Source organism: Microbulbifer sp. ARAS458-1 (genome assembly GCF_045348205.1).
Classification (GTDB): Bacteria; Pseudomonadota; Gammaproteobacteria; order Pseudomonadales; family Cellvibrionaceae; genus Microbulbifer.
In genome coordinates this window covers 2,756,561-2,775,103 of sequence record NZ_CP155838.1, presented here as the reverse complement: position 1 = coordinate 2,775,103, position 18,543 = coordinate 2,756,561, and the positions used below count along the sequence as shown (strand labels likewise).

General features: G+C 56.5%; 11 protein-coding genes. 5 read left to right on the top strand and 6 right to left on the bottom strand.

All coding sequences use genetic code 11. The features are described 5' to 3' along the window. Positions 1 to 23: 23 nt before the first annotated feature. Both AAFH99_RS11475 and hrpB read right to left on the bottom strand, forming a co-directional pair. Entirely contained in the window at positions 24 to 1,475 is a 1,452-nt protein-coding gene (locus tag AAFH99_RS11475; RefSeq protein WP_369797777.1) for a family 16 glycosylhydrolase, read from the bottom strand. Between the two features lie 296 nt (positions 1,476 to 1,771). After that, the gene (gene hrpB, locus AAFH99_RS11470; RefSeq protein WP_043316062.1) at positions 1,772 to 4,315 is read right to left on the bottom strand and encodes an ATP-dependent helicase HrpB; all 2,544 of its coding nucleotides are present in this window, start codon (positions 4,313 to 4,315) and stop codon (positions 1,772 to 1,774) included. Between the two features lie 167 nt (positions 4,316 to 4,482). On the opposite strand from hrpB, the gene AAFH99_RS11465 reads away from it, so the two are divergent. The 5 genes from AAFH99_RS11465 (at position 4,483) to AAFH99_RS11445 (ending at position 9,664) form a co-directional block, all read left to right on the top strand. Next, on the top strand, positions 4,483 to 4,926 hold the full coding sequence (locus AAFH99_RS11465; RefSeq protein WP_043316063.1) for a MarR family winged helix-turn-helix transcriptional regulator: 444 nt from the start codon (positions 4,483 to 4,485) through the stop codon (positions 4,924 to 4,926). A gap of 1 nt (position 4,927) precedes the next feature. Next, positions 4,928 to 5,677: a siderophore-interacting protein gene (locus tag AAFH99_RS11460; RefSeq protein WP_406827796.1), complete on the top strand. Its 750-nt coding sequence runs from the start codon at positions 4,928 to 4,930 to the stop codon at positions 5,675 to 5,677. Positions 5,678 to 5,695: 18 nt separating this feature from the next. Beyond that, a complete protein-coding gene (gene tmpT, locus AAFH99_RS11455; protein WP_043316065.1) occupies positions 5,696 to 6,331 on the top strand; it encodes a thiopurine S-methyltransferase in 636 nt (211 codons plus the stop codon). 165 nt (positions 6,332 to 6,496) lie between these two features. Beyond that, positions 6,497 to 7,549 (top strand): helix-turn-helix domain-containing protein, encoded by a 1,053-nt coding sequence (locus AAFH99_RS11450; RefSeq protein WP_406827795.1) that lies wholly within the window; start codon positions 6,497 to 6,499, stop codon positions 7,547 to 7,549. A 138-nt stretch (positions 7,550 to 7,687) separates the two neighbouring features. After that, positions 7,688 to 9,664 carry a membrane dipeptidase gene (locus tag AAFH99_RS11445; protein ID WP_406827794.1) on the top strand — a complete coding sequence of 659 codons (1,977 nt, stop codon included), beginning with the start codon at positions 7,688 to 7,690 and terminating at the stop codon, positions 9,662 to 9,664. Positions 9,665 to 10,146: 482 nt separating this feature from the next. Here the strand turns inward: AAFH99_RS11445 and AAFH99_RS11440 are convergent, their stop codons facing one another. The 4 genes from AAFH99_RS11440 to AAFH99_RS11425 all read right to left on the bottom strand — a co-directional run bounded on the left by AAFH99_RS11440 (position 10,147) and on the right by AAFH99_RS11425 (position 18,539). Continuing rightward, positions 10,147 to 10,698, bottom strand: coding sequence for a YdeI/OmpD-associated family protein (locus AAFH99_RS11440; RefSeq protein WP_406827793.1), 552 nt, complete (start codon positions 10,696 to 10,698; stop codon positions 10,147 to 10,149). A gap of 311 nt (positions 10,699 to 11,009) precedes the next feature. Beyond that, entirely contained in the window at positions 11,010 to 12,083 is a 1,074-nt protein-coding gene (locus tag AAFH99_RS11435; RefSeq protein WP_043316075.1) for a 3-deoxy-7-phosphoheptulonate synthase, read from the bottom strand. Positions 12,084 to 12,321: 238 nt separating this feature from the next. Continuing rightward, positions 12,322 to 15,813: a UvrD-helicase domain-containing protein gene (locus AAFH99_RS11430; RefSeq protein ID WP_406827792.1), complete on the bottom strand. Its 3,492-nt coding sequence runs from the start codon at positions 15,811 to 15,813 to the stop codon at positions 12,322 to 12,324. After that, complete coding sequence (locus AAFH99_RS11425; RefSeq protein ID WP_406827791.1) at positions 15,810 to 18,539, bottom strand: PD-(D/E)XK nuclease family protein; 2,730 nt, start codon at positions 18,537 to 18,539, stop codon at positions 15,810 to 15,812. The genes AAFH99_RS11430 and AAFH99_RS11425 overlap by 4 nt, the downstream gene beginning before the upstream one ends. Positions 18,540 to 18,543 lie beyond the last annotated feature (4 nt).

Sequence of the window (18,543 nt, the reverse complement as noted above, 5' to 3'; positions counted from 1 at the left end):
CGAACAATACTTATCCGCTTCGCTTATTGGTAGACGCGAACATAATCGACATACATCCGCTGTGGGAACTGGCTACTGCCGTCAGGGCTGCCTGGCCATGTACCTCCAACCGCGACGTTTAGCAGAATGAAAAAGGGGTGGTCATATACCCAGGGGCCATACTGCTCCACTTGGGTGCGTGACACGCTGTAGAAATTATTGCCGTCGACATACCAGCTGATACCGTTGCTGTTCCATTCTACCGCGTAGACATGATATCCCGCGTCCACGGTATGGCCCACGTTATAGGTTCCCATAATCGGCGTATTACCGGAATAACCGGGGCCGTGCAAAGCACCATGGGTAAGGGTCGGCTCAAAGCCCACATGCTCCATGATGTCAATTTCCCCCGAGTTGGGCCAGGGAGTACCGGTCCGTATATTTCCGCCGAGCATCCAGAATGCCGGCCATATACCCTGGGTCTGCGGCAATTTGATACGGGCTTCAATGCGGCCGTACTGAAATTCTTTTTTGCCGGCTGTGATCATACGGGTCGACGTGTATTGACAGGCGCCGTACCAGCAGTTGTGCCCGCCTTCTTTGCGCGCCTCGATAACCAGTACGTTACTACCTGCTTGGCCGTCGTACTGAATCGATGCGTTCTGGCCCGCGGTGTAATACTGTAATTCGCTATTACCCCAGCCGCCGCCACCGGTTTCAAATGTCCAGTGTGCGCCGTTGATGGAATCAAACTCGTCCGCCCAAACCAGCCCGTTCCCTGCCGCCGGGCTCACCACGATTGATGTCACATTATCGTTGAAGCCTTCGTTGTCGAGGCACTCATCGTCACCGGAAATGGTAACCGACGCACCGGTAAAGTTATCGTGCTCGTATAGGGTTGCCTGATAGCCAGATGAGACCTGAATGGATGACGCTTTATCATTTACAAAGCCGAGAGCTTGCAGGCTGGCCAGGTTGTAACTCCCAACCCCGAGCTCTGTGGACCACCCGTTAAAATTGCAGTGTTCATGAACCCTGGCTACGCCATTGTCGGGGTTGTCGGCGACTACTTCGATCCAGTTGAGGTTCCAGTCTCCGGTGACCGCGTAAACTCCGAGGCTGTAGGTGCCTGCCTCTATGTAGACATTATGAGAAATGGTCTGCCAGTTCTGCCAGCCCCCGGTATTGGGTATGTCCAGACTTCCAAGTACGGTTGCGCCGCCATTTAAATCGTTTGACAAAGTCCCGCCCGTCTCGCTGGCGACCCGGAAACGCACGGTGTAATTTCCGCTGCTCGGGATGTTCAGGTTGTTGTAGGCGAGCCATTCGCCAGCAACGATCCAGCCTACATTGTAGCCGCCACCGGAATCCGTGGTTACTTCGATATCGACATCATCGGTGCGATAGGCACCACCGGTATTACCAGGGGTAGTGTCGTAAAACGCATCGTAATCTTCTGCCTGAAAGATCGTTGCGCTGGCACTGGCGCAGAGCACTGTAGCGCATAACCCTGTAAGAAGGGCGCGAAGTGATTTTGCGGTGTGCCGGGGTATGTCTGATCTCATTTTTCGTCTCACTTGTTATTGTCAGAGGTTGCTCGTATTTAATGAAGCAAAAAGAATGCGAGCGCTGAGACTATCCATCGGAAATCGGGACCTTGCGTCCCAGATCCTGTCCAAACTGAAAGTGAGACTCGTGAACTGTGAAATTTGGCAGGAATTGCTCCGCGTCAGTGCGTATCCGGGAAACTTGTTTGGACGAGAGCATTTTATCGTGTAGAGAATCCATCCCGTTAGCTGCCCATACGCTTTTTGGTTTTGTTCGTAGCCTGTGCATTTGCAGGGTCATCCGGCCAGAAATGCTTCTGATATCGGATGCGCAGCTCTTTTTTTACTTCGTGATAAGTGTTTTCCCAGAAACTGGCGAGGTCGCGGGTAACCTGTACCGGGCGCTGCGCAGGGGATAGCAGGTGGATCATCAGCGGATACCGACCGTTGAGAATGGTCGGAGTCTGCTGCAGGCCGAACATTTCCTGAAGACGTACAGGAAGCACGGGGGGCGACTCTGTATAGCGTATGGTAATGCGTGACCCGCTCGGGACCTGTAACTGTGGCGGCACCAACTGATTCAGTTTTTGTTGTGTGGACCATTCCAGTTGAGCAAGTAAGATGGCCTGCAAGTCCAGCTGTTTGAGTTGGTCGAGTTTATTCAGCCCTTGCATATGGGGGAGCAACCAGCGTTCCATGGATTGGAGCAGGGCGTTTTCACCCCAATCCGGCAGTTCATCTGCATCTATAAGGTCGGGATGTTCCGACTGGTGTGATTTCAGGAAGCGTACGCGCGCAAGAAGGTTCTCACTCTCATCATCCCACGGCAGACTTCGCAGTCCTCGCTGCCGAATCGCATCAAGTAACGCGCGGCTCAGCATTTCGGGTGAAAACTCTCGGGCCGGCTTGTCTTCGAGAATCAATTTACCGAGCCGGGTCTGCTCACTGGCAATTGCGCGTCCGGCCAGATCATCCCAGCGTACAGAGGTCTCTCGATTGATCTGATGTTGGCAAACCGTAAAAAGCGCATCGGCGGAAATCTGTGCGGCCAGTTGGATACGCGCGTCGCGCCCTTGGCCATCGAGATCAGCAACAACCAGATAATCCGCATGTGCCAGTTCGTCGTCGTGGGAAAAGTGTGCTCCGCGACCATTGGACAGCAGAAAACGTCGTTCGCGATCGTGCCTATTCTGCGCAATTCGGTCGGGGTAGGCGTAGGCAAGCAGTACCCCGGCGATATCCTGCTGGTGGGGAGTGGTGCGCTGGCTGCGGTCGCTTTTGGGTAGTTGCGCTTGCCAGGCTTTCGCCTGTTGCCGTATGCGGTGCACGGTGCTCTGATCTGCCCGAGCATTGCTCCTGACCCCGGTCAGCACCTCCAGGCGCTTGCGTATATCTCTGTCCCAGCGTTGCTCGCCGCGGAAAATATCACGCTCGGAAAGTAGAGCCGCGATCACACTGGCTTCCCGGCCGAGCCCCAGGGTGTTGCCGCAAAGCATCATGTGGGCCAGTCGCGGATGCGCCCCGAGTCTGAGCATTGCCTCGCCGTGCTCGGTGATGCGCAGGTTGTCATCCAGTGCCCCAAGCTCCTGCAGCAGCGCCCTGGCTTGAGCGGTAGGTCCTGGTGGTGGAAGATCAAGCCAGCGCAGTTCCGTGGTGTCCGTGACGCCCCACTGAGCCAGATCCAGCATCACTGGCGCCAGGTCGCTGAGGAGTATTTCCGGAGCACTTTTTTTCGCCATGCTCCGCTGGGTCGATTCACTCCACAGGCGCAGGCTGTGACCTGCGCTGAGGCGACCGGCACGACCTGTGCGCTGTGTGGCAGACGCCTGGGAAATCTGGGTTGTCACCAGGCGGTTCATGCCGGTGTTCGGGTCAAACCGGGATTCCCGCATCAAGCCAGAATCGACCACCAGACGGATACCCTCAATCGTAATGGATGTTTCTGCGACGTTGGTAGCCAGTACGATTTTGCGCTTGCCGTCGGGGCAGGGAGCGATGGCCGCGTCCTGCTGTTGCTTGTTCAGATCGCCGTAAAGGGGTGCGACCGTGATGTGCGTGTTTCCGGTAAACGCGTTGTTTAGTGCTTCCTCAACCGCGCGAATCTCCCGTACGCCAGGCAAGAACGCCAACAGGCTGCCATCTTGCTGCGCCATCAGCTCCTGAATCTTGCGGCTGACCAGTGCTGGGAGCTGGCGTGCGTCCTGCGGCACTTCGCGATGAGGCAGGTACTCGATTTCCACGGGAAAGGCGCGCCCCTCGCTGGTAATCACGGGGGCATCGCCGAGCAGGCTGGCCACGGCATCTGCGTCCAGTGTTGCCGACATCACCAGCAACTTGAGGTCCTCCCTGAGCACTTCCTGAGCCTGTAGACAGAGTGCCAGTGCCAGGTCCGCCTGCAAGTTGCGCTCGTGAAATTCGTCGAAAATTACCAGTGCCGTGTCCGCGAGTTCCGGGTCGGACTGCAGAAGCCGAGTAAGAATACCTTCGGTAACCACCAGGATCCGGGTGTTATCGCTGGCTTTACGCTCTCCGCGAATCTGGTAGCCGATGGTTTTGCCGAGGGGTTCCCCCAGAATATCGGCCATGCGCGCGGCGGCGGAGCGCGCTGCCAGTCGCCGCGGTTCCAGCATGATGATCCTGCGGTCTTTCAGCCACGAGGATTTGAGCAGTGCCAATGGGACCGCGGTGGTTTTACCGGCCCCGGGAGGGGCCTGTAATACGATATTTGGATGTTCGGTCAGGCTCTCCAGCAGGGCTGGCAGAACGTCCTGGATGGGCAATTCTTTCATGGCGCGATTATACCGGTCCGAAGATGGGTGGAGGAGGGCGCGTACGATCAAATGGTTGACAGTGTCACCTTTATTATTTATTGTTGATAGTGTCAATCAAATTTTGTCCGCCCGACTCTGGGCAGAGGTCGAAGCGGTCTGGTAAAGAATTTTCGTGAGCGCAATCTATGAGTGAATCAACACTGAGCGACAATCTGCATCGCTTGATGCACGGCTATCGCGGTCGCCTGCGCGAAGAGGTGTCGCGGCGGGATCTCGGGTTGCCGATCACCCATATCCGTGCACTCAAAGGGATCTGCCGCAACCCGGAATCCACCGCGCAATCCATTGCCCAGCGCATGCAGCGCGACAAGGCCCAGATAACGCGCGTGTTGAAGGAGCTGATTGCAGAGAAGCTGATTGAGAAGCGTCCGAATCCGAATGATGGGCGGAGCTATCTCCTGTTCCCAACCGAGCAGGGCAAGGCGGTTCTGGCCGAACTGATGACGGCGGAACAGGAAACAGCGAAGGCGATGACGCGCAGCCTGAGTACACGCGAGCTCTCCCAGTTTGCCGATCTCACCGCGCGAATGGTGGCAAATCTCTCGAAAGAATCTGAAGGAGGCCGATAGTATGTCCAGACCCGCACCACGAGCATTGGAGGTTATACAGACCCGTTTTATCACACCAAACATGTTGAGAGTCACACTGGGCGGTGAAGGTATCTTGGGGTTTCCGGCGGACCAGGAGAGTGCATATATCAAACTGCTGTTCGAGCAGGGCGAAGGCCAGAAACCGCTGATGCGCACGTACACCATCCGCAATCAGCGTGAAAATGAAATCGATGTGGACTTCGTCGTGCACGATCACCCGGGGCCGGCAGGCAGCTGGGCGCTGGGCGCACAACCGGGCGACCGCATACTGGTTGGAGGTCCCGGGCCCCGGAAGCTGATCAACCCCGCCGGCGACTGGTTTTTACTAGTAGGTGATATGACCGCGTTGCCCGCAATCAGTGTGAACCTGGCGCTACTACCGAATACGGCGCAAGGTACTGTGGTGATTGAAATAGCAAGTGAGGCGGATCGCCAGTCTCTTTCATGTCCGCCCGGAGTCGACATCGTCTGGGTGGTGTCTCGTAATCCGTCCTCGCCGGGCGAGGCGTTGTTCGATGCGGTAGCCGAAATGCCGTGGCGTGAAGGTGCGCCGTCTGTCTGGTGTGCCTGTGAATTCTCCAGCATGCGGCGGTTTCGTGCGTATTTTCGTGAGGGGCGCGCGACAGATCCGAAGCTTCTGTATATCTCCAGCTACTGGAAATATGGCCTGAGTGAAGATCAGCACAAGATCGTAAAACGTGAAGATGAATCGACAGTGGCAGTACTTTAACGGGGAGCGCGAAGATCCATGGAAAAATCATTCTGGCTGGAAAAGTGGCGCAAAAATGAAATTGGTTTTCATAACAGTGAAGCGCATCCACTGCTGGTGAAACACCTTCACCGGCTGAAGCTTGAAAAAGGCGACCGCCTTTTCCTGCCACTTTGCGGAAAGACGCTGGATATAGGCTGGCTGCTCGGTGAGGGGTACCGCATAGTGGGGGCAGAGCTGAGTGAAGCTGCTGTGATTCAGCTCTTTGAGCAATTGGCAATGACTCCTCAAATCGAGGAACTCGGAGAACTGAAGAAATACTACGGTGACGGTGTCGAAGTATTTGTTGGTGATATTTTCGAACTCACGGAATCATCCCTGGGGGCGGTCGATGGTATCTACGACCGGGCGGCGCTCGTGGCCCTGCCCGAATCCATGCGCAGCGAATACGCCAATCACCTGATCAAGATTACCCGGGCGGCGCCGCAACTCTTGATCAGCTTTGACTACGATCAGAATCAGTTGCCGGGACCACCATTCTGTGTGAACGACTCGGCCATTCGTGCCTTGTATGAAGCTGGCTACCGTGTTGAGAAAATTGATTCCGTGCCCGTGGAAGGGGGGCTGAAGGGCAAGGTCGCAGCAGATGAGGTGGTCTGGATGCTGGAATTCTGATGGAGAAAGCCCCAGAGATACTCTCTTTTGATTCTCTTGATTTTCTAGGCACTAGCTCTTAATGTGAGGGAAACACTTTTCTGGCAAAAGAATAAAAATATGCTGGATGATTGGATTCTGCCTATTGGGTTTTCCTGTTTTTTGATGGCTTCTCTGGTAGCGATAGTGTCGCCGTCAAAAAACCTTCCCTGGACCTTGCGCCTGTTCCTGTGCATTTTGGGGTCGGCGGCTCTGCAAATGTCACTGGTTCGCTATGGCATGGCGGAAAGGTTCACCGGGCTGATTTTTCTGATGGACCCGCTGGACATAGCCTTTGCACCCTTGGCCTACCTGTATCTGCGCAACCTGAATGGCCGGTCGATGCACCCGTTACTGGTCGCTGCACATTTCATTCCTTCCCTGATTGCCATTCTCGCAACGGTGCCGTTCTGGCTCAGTGATGCAGTAAACAAACTCAGTTACTACCGAACCAGCCTGGAATTCAGTAACTGGCAGTGGCCGTCCGATGAGGGCACGGTCTGGGTGATTCTCATTCAGCTCCTTGTCTATTCACCTTTCGTGCTTGTGGAATATCACCGAAGAGTGCGTCAGTACGACGGGAAGGTGCCTTTGCACCGACCCTGGTTGCACTACTTTGTTGGTTCCTACTACTGCCTGTGGTTGTTGATCGGAACGCTCGCACTCATGCAGTTTGAGGTGTCATTGCGGCACGTGCTGGTACTGGGTTTGATCGTGTTTGTGATCAGCTTTGTCGCAATTCTAATACGTGAACCAAGTTCCATTTCTGGTGAGACGGACGTCGAACGTGTTCGGCAGTCGTGGCGGTATTCCGTTGCAAAAGACAGCCTCGCTGCCCTGGCGGACAGACTGCATCACTATATGCGGATTACTCGCTGTTACCTGGATTCCGACCTGTCGCTTCAGGCTTTGGCGAAAGACCTGAATACGCAGCCAGCAAAGCTGACGAAAATGTTCAGCCACCACCTCGATATCGGGTTCTACGACTACATCAACCGGTACCGGGTAAAGGCGGCCAAGCAGATGCTTGCCGATCCCGAAATGCGCGCCCGCTCTGTTACGGACATCATGCTGGCCAGCGGTTTCAGCAGTAATTCCGTGTTCTATGCGAACTTTAAGGCCGACACGGGTATGACGCCTGCCCAGTTCCGGAAAAGAGGGCATTTGAAAATGCCTGAAACCGTACTCGCCTGTATTTGATCGTTTCTTTGTATTTTACAAACAATTGATTTCATTGAAGAAAATATTCTTCCGTCAAAAGTTTGCCACACGAAGGAAATACCGAAACCTGTCTCATATCGTTTTCTCACCCATAGCGAGGTGATGAGGAGAACGATAATGAAAATGTTATTTGCGGGTGTGGTATGTGCCGTGGCACTGGGCTGCGGAAAAGCTGTGGCATATAGCTGCGGGGATACAGACGTCATATACAACCTGTATGACATGATGTCAGAAATTCAGAGTGAAAATGGCCCCGGAACCATCGGACCGCGAAGGCTGGTAACCAATCAGACTTCTGAAATTGTGGCCTTTACCGACAAGCGGTTTATTCAGCCGCACGCCCTCGATGTCGATCAAATTACCATCAAATTTACCAAGGAACACGGTAGCTGGCTTGGTGGCGGAGTCGTTGAAGTGGTGTGTGCCACAGATGAGAGCGGAAACGTACAGAAGCTGGACGAGGTCAAATTCAGCGGCGGGCGTCGCAACATCGGCGACCAAGTAATACGGTCATACAGCGGTCTGAAGGGCAAGCGTTTATCGATTCACGCGGTAGGTATCGGGGCGGTCGGCAGCGCACGTATACGATTCGATTTGCTGCGCAATCCTTCAGAAGGTCAGCCGTGGGTGCCTGATACGAGTGCGCCGACAGGGCCTGTTCCCGGCTTTGCCGATGTTCACGTGCATCAAACCGCGGATCTCGCGTACAGCAAGGGGTGGTATTGGGGGAGCCACCAGCCTGGTGATCTTATGACGCAGGTCACTATGTGTAGCGGGGACAACCATGGCACCCTGGAGCCGCTGGGAATCGAAATTCATGAGCTCGGCAAGGCGCATCTCGGCGAAACCAGTGGATATCCTGATTTTATCAACTGGCCGCGCTGGAACGACATCAAGCACCAGCAGGTCACGTCTGAATGGTTAAAAGATGCCCATGAGCGGGGGCTGACCTTGATGGTTGCGTCCGTCGTTGCCAACCAGACGCTTGCCGCGGGTATGATTGCGTCCGGTAACCATGATAACCGTATCGCTCCCTTCGATATGGAATCAGTCCGGCACCAGATCACCGAGCTGAAAAAGATGGACGAATCGGAAGACTGGTTTGAAATCGTACTCGATCCCTGGCATGCCCGTCGTGCGATCGCCGAAGGAAAACTGGCGGTGATTCTTGCCATCGAAGCCAGCAACCTGTTCCCCGAATCCGACGGCCCCTGGCGAGAGCAACTATACGATGTATACGATATGGGCGTGCGAGCGCTGCAGATCGCGCACCAAACCAATAACGACTTTTCCGGCGCCGCGTACCACCAGGATATTTTTGAGATCGTCACCCAGTTGAAGGCCTGGTATACCGGTGATGTGGCGTACGCTGAGGCCAGTGATGGAGTCCATAACGACATCGGCATGAGTGCGCGTGGGTACCAGCTCTTGGACGAAATGATCCGGCTAAACATGATCATCGATATGGCGCATCTACCGCTCAAATCCCAGCGCGAGATTTATCAGGTCGTATCCCAGGATCACAACTACTACCCTTTGTTTAACTCCCATACGCGCATCGACGAACTGCTGTATCAGGAAGATCGAGATATTCTGAATGAACACGTCACTACCGATGAGACCCTGGAGTTTTACCGCACGACCGGCGGTGTCATCGGTTTGCGCACCGGTCTCCAGCGAATGAAGGATTACCCGGCGTCGGGCGTGGCGAATAACTGCGACGGATCTTCACGATCAATTGCCCAGTTCTATCGGTACGCTGCTGATCGCGGGGTGAAAACCGCGTTTGCTTCCGACTTCAACGGATTTATCGAAATGAATCCTCCGAGATTTGGTGCCGATGCCTGCGCAACCGCGCCGGATGAGCCCACCCGGTTAGCGCAGGCTGGAGCCCAGGGAGCGGCGGACCCGAACTGGCCGGATTATGTACAGGAATACAACGAGAAAGGCACGGCGCATATCGGTTTGCTGCCCGCACTGCTTTGGGATCTGAATGAGGTGGGAGCGGACGTAACCGACCTCGAGACATCGTCGGAATCCATGGTGGCTATGTGGGAGCGAATCTACGATCCCGCGAGACAGATGGTGCAGTAACCGCATATCTGAAAACACCACACAGTAATAGGTAAGGCCACCCCCGGGTGGCCTTACTTTTTTGACCGGGCTTACAACATTGTATAAACGTAAAAAGGCTGTGATCATGGTCTGAAGACAAGTCAGTGGCAGTTGGTGCGCTGTGCTGGTTTAAAGTGGCGGGTCTGGCCAAGTGAAATTTCTGAGTTTTACGTGGCAGCGCACTGATGACGGGAGTACCAATCGCGAGTTGGGTCGCGGTGAAAATGTGGGTGGAGAGGTAATTGGTGGAGAGGTAATTGGTGGAGAGGTAATTGGTGGAGAGGTAATTGGTGGAGAGGTTGTTGACGCGTCGCGACACAACCCGGATCTGTACGCGGGAGTGATCCAGAGCCATTTGCGTCAGGAGGCCAGATTTGACTGGTATCGACGATCACTGTGGCTGTTGGTGTGGTGCGCTACTGGCTCTACTGGTGATTATTTCCAGCTAGCTCGCCAACGTACTATTCCGCAGTTTTCGGTGCACTCAGCGCCTTGCTGTAAAAACCGGAAGTATCAAAACAGCAAACCCGCTTTTTCCCCTCTGCGAGCATGTTGCAGGCATCCTGAATACGTTTTGTACGGGTCTTTGCCTGCTTGGCGGATTCGACCCAGTGAATCCAGTCGATACGGGCGATGGTCGTTGTTGCGTCCCAGATTGCCTTGGACTGTGGCGAGGCGGTTAGCGCTTGTTTCAGATCTGCAGGTACCTCTGGCTCGGGTTCCTGTTCTACTGCTTCAATCTCAAATTCTGCAATATCACCGTGAACTGCGCCAGCGGATTTCATTAAGTCTTTATCGATCTTGAGCCAATGGCTCTTTTTCCCGTCGGGCTCGAGGAGCGCTCGAAATTCGTGGCCGTTGATGGAGCCGTCGACACTGGTGCGCCCGCGCCTCGGAAGGGTCGCGCTGACTTCACCCGGAAGAATTACGAAGGCCCAGTTTTCAGCACCTTCCGAGCTTTTCGGGCGCAGTAGTTTTGCGGAGAACTCAGTCGATACTGATTGCTTGGACACTTGGAATCTCCTTCCGGTGGCTCGATTCCCGCTTAAATTATACGTTCAGTTTCGGCAATACAAATGATTTTGTATTGGGGGCAAGCGGATCTAGGGCCCGGCATTGGCATTCAGCTCCTTCTGTGCATTTTATTGGTTGTGTTCACTGTTGAATCTGGTAGGGCCGCGCGGATGGACTACCTGATAAATTGGCGCGCGGTAGATGTTTTTGGGTCTAGATTGTATATGCGCGTGATCCTGTATGTTTATAAACAAAAAAGGCCGGCAATGCCGACCTTTTTTTGATAGGGAAACCCGGTTTATGCTGGATTTTACCCCATGCGCTCCTTCAACGGATTGCGCAGCTGTTCTGCCATACTCAGTAGCAGGGATTCAGTAGTTTCCCAGTCGATGCACTTGTCTGTGACAGACACACCGTACTCCATTTTACTGCGGTCTTTATTGATCTTCTGGTTGCCGGCTTTGAGGTTGCTTTCCACCATGATGCCGATGATGGACTTGTTGCCGTCCAGAATCTGGTGGGTCACATTGTCGACCACCAGCGGTTGCAGCTCGTGGTTTTTGTTGGAGTTGGCGTGGCTGCAGTCGACCATGATATTTGGCACCAGACCGGCGGCTTCCAGTTCCTTTTCACACATGGCAACGCTGACGGAGTCGTAGTTTGGCTTGTCATTACCGCCGCGCAATACCACATGGCCGTATTTGTTGCCGGCGGTGTGGATGATGGCTACCTGGCCTTCTTTGTTGATACCCAGGAAGCGGTGCGGATTGGCGGTGGACTGGAGGGCGTTGATGGCCACTTCCAGACTGCCGTCTGTGCCGTTTTTGAAGCCCACAGCGGAGGAGAGACCACTGGCCATTTCCCGGTGAGTCTGGGACTCGGTGGTGCGTGCGCCGATGGCGGACCAGGAAATCAGATCCTGCAGGTACTGCGGGGAGATGGGGTCCAGTGCCTCGGTGGAGGTGGGCAGGCCCAGCTCGGCAATATCCAGCAGCAGCTTGCGACCGATATGCAGGCCGTCTTCAATCTTGAAGGAATCGTCCAGATGCGGGTCGTTGATCAGGCCCTTCCAGCCTACGGTGGTACGGGGCTTTTCAAAATACACACGCATGACAATCAGCAGGGTGTCAGAGACCTTGTCCGCCAGCGCCTTGAGGCGCTTGGCATAATCGATGGCCGCATCCACGTCGTGAACGGAACAGGGGCCGATCACAACCATCAAGCGGTGGTCTTTGCGGTCCAGAATGTCGCGCACTGCGGCGCGTCCGGCGGCTACCGAGGCTTCGGCAGCTTCGCTGACGGGCAGTTCCGATTTCAGCGCTTCCGGGGTAATCAGGATGTCCTGGGAGACGACGTTCAGGTCGTCAAACTGCTGCGTGGTCATGGTCAATTCACTACTTTTCGATAATTTTTTACGCGTCCGTGCCCGCAGGGCGTACGCTGCGGGGCAGTTATGCTACCTAGTGGTCGGGAGCAGAGCTAGGGTTTCATTTGAAACAGTTTTAGGTGTCACGGCTTTCGAGAGTGGGCGCAATACCTGTCATTTAAAATCGTGCGTCAGTGGGATGGAATGTCAGATGGCTGTATTCCTTGCCCTCTGGATAGGATGAATTCCCTCTGTGTTATTCCGGAGGAAGCTCAATCAGCCGCTGCAGCAATGGGAAGTAGAGCGCGCAGCGGATAGACCTTTCTCCGCGCTGATAAAACAGGCGGCGGTAGTTTTCCAGCTGGCCCCGGTACTTCTCCAGCTGTTGGTCGAGAAAGGCTTCCTCGATTTCACCGGCGATTGGCTCTGCGGTCTTGTAGTCGACAATCCAGCGGGTATTGGTGTCATCGATAAAGGTTCTGTCGATGATATTGCGTCTCAGCTGTCGGCCGCCGCTGTGTAGTTCCAGTTCCGCCGCGGAGTCCCTATGGCTGGCATCAAGCAGCCAGCGTCCCGTCTCGCAATTCAGAGTATTCACCACTGCCTGCTCAACTTTTTCCCGGGCCTTTTCCAGATTGCTGCCACTGAGCCCGGCCTGTGCAAGGCGTAAGTCCCAGAGAGGGCGTAGTCGTTCGCTGAGCTCTGCCGGTGTCTTGTCTAGCATCGCGGGTGATTCGGTGAGAGTTGCCAGGGTTTCGTGGGCTACCGTGCCCGCGTGGCGGAACCAGCGCAATGCGACCAGGCCCATGTCTGGTAGGTTGGGCTCGCTAGCTTCTGTCAGCTCCGTCGGTTTGTAATCCGGTGTGCGGTACTGGCTCAACCAGTCCCGTGTGGGAGCAGCCGGCCTGTCCCAGGGTTGTGGCAGACGCAAAAGATAGTCGTAATCCTTGCGCACACGCGATTCGCCGTCTTCCTGCTTGGGTGCTTCCGGCCAGTGGCACCAGTTGCTCGCTTCTTCTTTAGGAATGGATGGCCAGATACAGGCCAATAGTGCGGCGGCGCCAGGTGGCTTGAGGGTTCCTTTCTTTTCGTCCCGTTTTACGCAGGCGAGCAGATGCAGGGAGCGGATGGCGCGGGTGCATCCAACATAAAGCAATCGGGTGCCTTCTAAACGCTCCCGTTCGCTGTTGTCGTGACGCAGGTAGTCAAACAGCGGGTCTTTGTCGCCGCGGGCGCTTTTCGGGGCGAGCATAAAGCGGCTTTCGCCTTCGCTATTTAGCCACTCGGCCCAGCGCAGTAACTGGTCGCCGCCGGGCTTGCCGCCCTGGTCGAGCCCGGGAATCAGAACGTGCTCGAACTCCAAACCCTTGGATTTGTGAATGGTCATCACCTGCACACTGGCATCCTGGCCGGGGCGGGCGAACAGTTTTTCCAGTGCGTTGTAGAACTGGGTCCAGTCGGCAATGGTGCTGCCGGTGTCGAACTTTTCCAGTAGCTGGAAGAAGTCCTGCACATTATCCAGTTCGCTTTTGTGGGCTACGGTTGCCGGGCCACCTAGGGCGAGCCACAGGCCTTCGATCCAGGTGCGCAGGGGTTTACGGCCCCGTTGTTGCCAGGCTTGATGTATCGACTCTGCACAGCGATGCAGTCGCTCGCGGGCGTCGTCACTCAACAGCGGAATCTCGTCGATCTCTTGCAGCGCCATAATCAATGGGCGGGCGCTGCCGTCAGTCGGTACGCGGTTTTCTGTTCCGTCACCGGTTTGATTGCCCCAATTGGCGAGGGTGTACAGGTCCGTTAATTGCAGTCCACACCAGGGCGCGCGGAATACGGAAAGCCAGGCAATGCGGTCACTGGGGTCGAGCAGGGCGCGGGTAAGGCTGAGCAGGTCCAGCACCACCATTTTGCTGGCCAGCGGCGCCAGGTCGGGCGCCCGAAAGGCAATACCGGCGGCGCTCAATGCAGGTAGTATGCGGCCGAGGTGTTTTTTCTTGCGGACCAGGATCGCAATGCGGCCCTCGGGGTCTTGCTCCCGCAATGCCTTTACCAGTTTTACCGCCTGTTCCGCTTCCAGATCACGAGTTTCGTCATTCACGCAACCGTAGAAATTCACTGCCGGCGCCGGCCACTTGCTGCTCTTGAACGCGTGAGACTGCAGATAGCGCACAGCGCCGCGACTGATATTGTCCTGCGCAGGGAATGCTTTCTGGAAAGTATCGTTCACCCATTCCACCACGGCACCTTCAGAGCGGAAGTTCACCTGCAGGTCCAGTGGTTCCAGGGGCACCCGGTTGTCGTCGTGGCCGATACCGCGGGCGCGGGCGTCGAGGAAAATACCCACGTTGGCGTTGCGGAACCCGTAACAGGACTGCATGCCGTCGCCAACGATAAAGAGGGTGCGCCCGTCACCGGGTTCCCAGCCGGCGGTGAGCTTCTCCAGCAGTTGCAACTGCATCTGCGAGGTGTCCTGAAATTCGTCGACCAGAATATGCCGGGTTTGCAGATCGAGTTTCAGTGCCAGGTCTGTGGGCTCGTCACTATTTCCGAGGGCAATCAGTGCGGCCTGGGCGACCTCGGTGTAGTCGGTGGCACCCAGTTGCTGGAACACCAGCTTTAATTGGGCGACCAGTTTTGGCAGCACCTGCGCCAGCGCCTGTAGCAGCTCCCACTGGCTTTCCTGCAAACCCGTGGGTAGATTGCGGGTTTCGTTGAACGCTTCCGTTACGGAGGTGTTTTCACTCAATTCCGCAGATAGTGCGTAAAGCCGGCTCTTGTAGGTATCGGCCCCGGGCACTTCTTTTTCTGTGGGGAAACCGTGGCGTTTGTCCACGCGCTTGCGCGGGCCATTTTTGTCCGTGACCAGCATATTGATCAGCGCCAGCCAGTGGGGCAGGGCACTGGCGTCAGTGCCGGGCAATTCGACAATACCCGCGCATGCCGCCAGTGGATGGGCCACGGAATTGTCGCGCAGGTAGCTGCCGGCAAAATCCGCCAGTTCCAGCAATTCACCCTGATAAACAGACAGGCATTCAGCCAGCTCTGTGAGACGATCCGTTACCAGCTCATCAATGGCAAAGTGAAAATAATCCTGTGCACCTTCGTGCCCCACACCAAGCAATGGCCCCAGCCACTGGTCGCGTTTTTCCAGCAGAATCTGCAACAGTTTGTTGAGCTGACCCAGGTCATTGTCCAGATGTAGCAGCAGTTGTTGCAGGGCGGTATCCGCCTCGTCACCATCCAGGGACTTGAGCAGGTTCACCACCGCCATTTCAAAGGCGACCTGGGTCTGTTCCAGCGGTTCTCCCGGAGCACCCAGGCCGCTTTCGATCGGCAACTGGCTGGCAAGGCTGCGGCACAGGCCATCGATGGTCTGGATCCGCAGGCGCTGGGGCATCTGCAGCAGCTGCCAGTTCAGTTCGCGATCCCGCGCCAGCAGTGCACTGGCCAGATCCCAGGTAATGGCATCGTGCGGATTCTCGGGTCTTATAGTATCCCGCGCAGTCTGAAGCGCCTCGATCAAGCGTTCGCGCATCTCTCCCGCGGCTTTTCGGGTGAAGGTGATGGCGAGGACTTCTTCCGGCTGCTGGCAACTGGCCAGCAACTTCAGAACACGCTGGGTGAGCAGTCCGGTTTTACCGGAACCGGCGGGCGCAGATACAGCGAAACTGCGGGTAATATCCAGTGCGCGGGTACGGGCTTCGGCGTCGATGGGCTGGAAGACTGCCGGATTGGGTACTGCTTTGGTCATTGTGCTGCTTGCTCCCGTTCCGGCCAGCGATTTAACGGCCAGAGTTCGCTCTGATTGGTGTTGTCCTGTGGGCGGTCGAACTGGAGTGTGGCGACGCCGTTGCGGTATTCGCCGGCGAGGCGTTCCAGGCCCTGGCGCCAGTAGTCGCTGAGGTCCTGCCAGGTGGTGAAGGGAGCGTCTTTCTGGATGTCTCCCACGGGCTTGATGCCGTTGATGGGCTGCTGCAGTTCACCGCAGCCGCTCCATTTGCAATCACTGGTGCGCACCTGACCGAAGGCGATGGCCTGGGCTTGTGGTTGGAAGAGGGCGTAAAGGGGGAGCTGGGGCTCGCGAATTCGCTCCTGCAACCATTCGTTGATGCTGGGCGTTCCGGTTTTGTAGTCAATGACCAGTTGCTCGCCACCGTCGAGTTGATCGAGCCGGTCGAGGCGCAGGTTGAATTGCAGTCCGCCGATGGAGACCTGTTGATCCCATTCGATTTTCTCCACGCGAAACGCGGGGCGCTCGGCTTCGAGTTCCAGCCACTGCTCCATCAGGCGCAACAGTCGCTGTTGCTCCATGGCCCAGAAGCCAGTGGGCAGGTGCCCGTGTTTTTTGCGCATATTGCGCAGCGCATTATCGATCGCACATTCGATCTGTTGATTGCGCTCGCTTTCGCTCAGCGCCTTGAGTTGGGTTGAGTCGCTGCAGGCTTGCCAGAATTCTGCCAGCACCTGGTGCACCAGGTTGCCGCGTTCTGCAGGGCTGAGGCCGATGCTGGGGGACATGAAATCACTGGCGCCGAGGCGGTAGCGTAACTGAGCGTTCAGCGGGCACAGTGCTTGTGCCTTCAGGACCGAGGCACCGCCTCGCACGCGCTCACATTCTGCGGGCATGAGCGGCGGTAGCCTGGTGTCGGAGACTTTTTCCAATGTTGTTGCTTTGGTCAGTCGCTGGTTGTATTCCGTCAGGCCGTCGCTGTCGAAGGTTTCCGCTTCCTCGCGCTCGCCAAACAGATTGCTTAGCCCCTGGTGCACACCGTCTTCCTCGCAGGCATAGCTGACCACGATATCGCCACTGGCATTCAGCAGGTCGTCGGTGAGTTCCCGGGCGAGTTCCAGCTCGCGCTCGGCGCTGGCGCGGGGCATTTTCCAGTATTTCTGCCACTGGATTGGAATTAGCGGGTTGGGCGCCGGGGCGGTAGGCCACTGCTGCTGGCCGAAGCCCACCAAACGCAGGTGATCGAAGGCCAGGCCCCCGGCTTCGAGAACACCGAGAATCTGCAGGGGGCCATCGCGGGTTTCCGCCTGAAACGGCGTGCGACTGGCGATCTGGCGCAATTGCTGCAGCGCCTGTGTCGTCGTTAGCGATCCTGCGAAGGCAGAAAGCGTGGCAAAGCTTTCCAGCGCTATTTCCCAATGCATCAGCTGCTGGTATTCCTGACTGTCTGGATTGCGTTCGCCAGGCCAGCCTAAAAGAGTGAAAATTTCGGAGAAACGCGCGGCCCAGATTTCCGCGGGCGCGCGCTGCCAGCGCCGCTGGCGGTCGCCGATCTGCTCCAGTTGTCGCGGTAGTTGGGCGGTGTCGAGTTTCAGCTCTTCGGTGATGCGTTCTGCCCAGTATCGCAGGGTATCGCCGGTGACTTTGCGCAGCTCCAGTTTGCGCAAGCGGCGGAACAGGGCGCTGCGCAGCCACAGTTCGTCTTCATTTCCCCAGAAGGGACTGAACAGGATGTTTCTCAGTTGCGAGTAATCCCATTCGTCCGCAAGGAGTTCAAGCAACTGCAATGCGGCGGCGCCGATCGGTGTCTGCGCGAGTGGGGTACCGGCGGAGAAGTTAAATGGCAAGGTGTAGCGCGGTTGCGCCGGGTCGAGAAATTGTGGTTCCAGCACGCGAGCAAAAATGGATTCCACCTGGGCGCGGCACTGGCCGAGGTTGTTGACCACAATGCCGACACTGGCGCGGCTGTTCGTCGCGGCACTTTGTTCGAGCTTCTGTTCCGCCCATCGTGCGGCCTGGTATAGCTCTTCTTCGAGGTTGGTACAGGCGGCCCGGGTGATTGTTGCCTGGCGTTTTCTTGCCGAGTGGTTGATGACTTTCTCGGCGCCGTTCTCGGCTGCGTTTTCGATGATGGATTTGTGCAGCGGCGATATCTGCGCGAAACCGGCGGTATCGATCTGCGGCAGTTTCGGCAGTGCGCCCTCGTTGAACGCCTGCAGAATCAGCTGATCGCGCTGGTCTGGAGTAATGGCATTGTGTAGGCGCAACTGATGCGAGAAAGCTCGAATCATACGGAACAGCGGGAATTCGTCGGCGCTCAGGGACAGGGCGAATTGCTCCAGCAACGGATCGATGGCACTGTCGAGCTGATCCAGGTCGCGCACCAGCTGCCACTGAAGTAATTGTGCCAGCGCCCCGTCCGCGTCGCGGCACAGCTGCAGGCTGTTCAGCAATTCTCTTTCCAGCGCTTCATCGAATGCCCGCTGCCACAGCAGCTGGCGTTGCTCGCGGTTCAGTACCTGCTGCATCGCCGGTTGCCAACCTTGCTGTTGCAGGGAGAACCACAATTTATCCAGCCAGCCCTGCATGGACTCCACCGCGGGCGGTGCCCAGCTGGCGCCGGCAGGCTGTTCGCTGGCATACACCTGCTGGCAGCGATTGCGCAGGCGGTTGTTGGGTGTCAGCAGCAGGCCTCCGGGTGGGAGTTGCGCGAGAATTTGCAGGACAGGGAATGCCGGTTGCAGCATGGAA

Bases quoted from the DNA above. Each gene is read 5' to 3' on its own strand.
- hrpB (WP_043316062.1), bottom strand. From the start codon at position 4,315: ATGAAAGAATTGCCCATCCAGGACGTTCTGCCAGCCCTGCTGGAGAGC.
- AAFH99_RS11465 (WP_043316063.1), top strand. From the start codon at position 4,483: ATGAGTGAATCAACACTGAGCGACAATCTGCATCGCTTGATGCACGGC.
- AAFH99_RS11460 (WP_406827796.1), top strand. From the start codon at position 4,928: ATGTCCAGACCCGCACCACGAGCATTGGAGGTTATACAGACCCGTTTT.
- tmpT (WP_043316065.1), top strand. From the start codon at position 5,696: ATGGAAAAATCATTCTGGCTGGAAAAGTGGCGCAAAAATGAAATTGGT.
- AAFH99_RS11445 (WP_406827794.1), top strand. From the start codon at position 7,688: ATGAAAATGTTATTTGCGGGTGTGGTATGTGCCGTGGCACTGGGCTGC.
- AAFH99_RS11435 (WP_043316075.1), bottom strand. From the start codon at position 12,083: ATGACCACGCAGCAGTTTGACGACCTGAACGTCGTCTCCCAGGACATC.
- AAFH99_RS11430 (WP_406827792.1), bottom strand. From the start codon at position 15,813: ATGACCAAAGCAGTACCCAATCCGGCAGTCTTCCAGCCCATCGACGCC.
- AAFH99_RS11425 (WP_406827791.1), bottom strand. From the start codon at position 18,539: ATGCTGCAACCGGCATTCCCTGTCCTGCAAATTCTCGCGCAACTCCCA.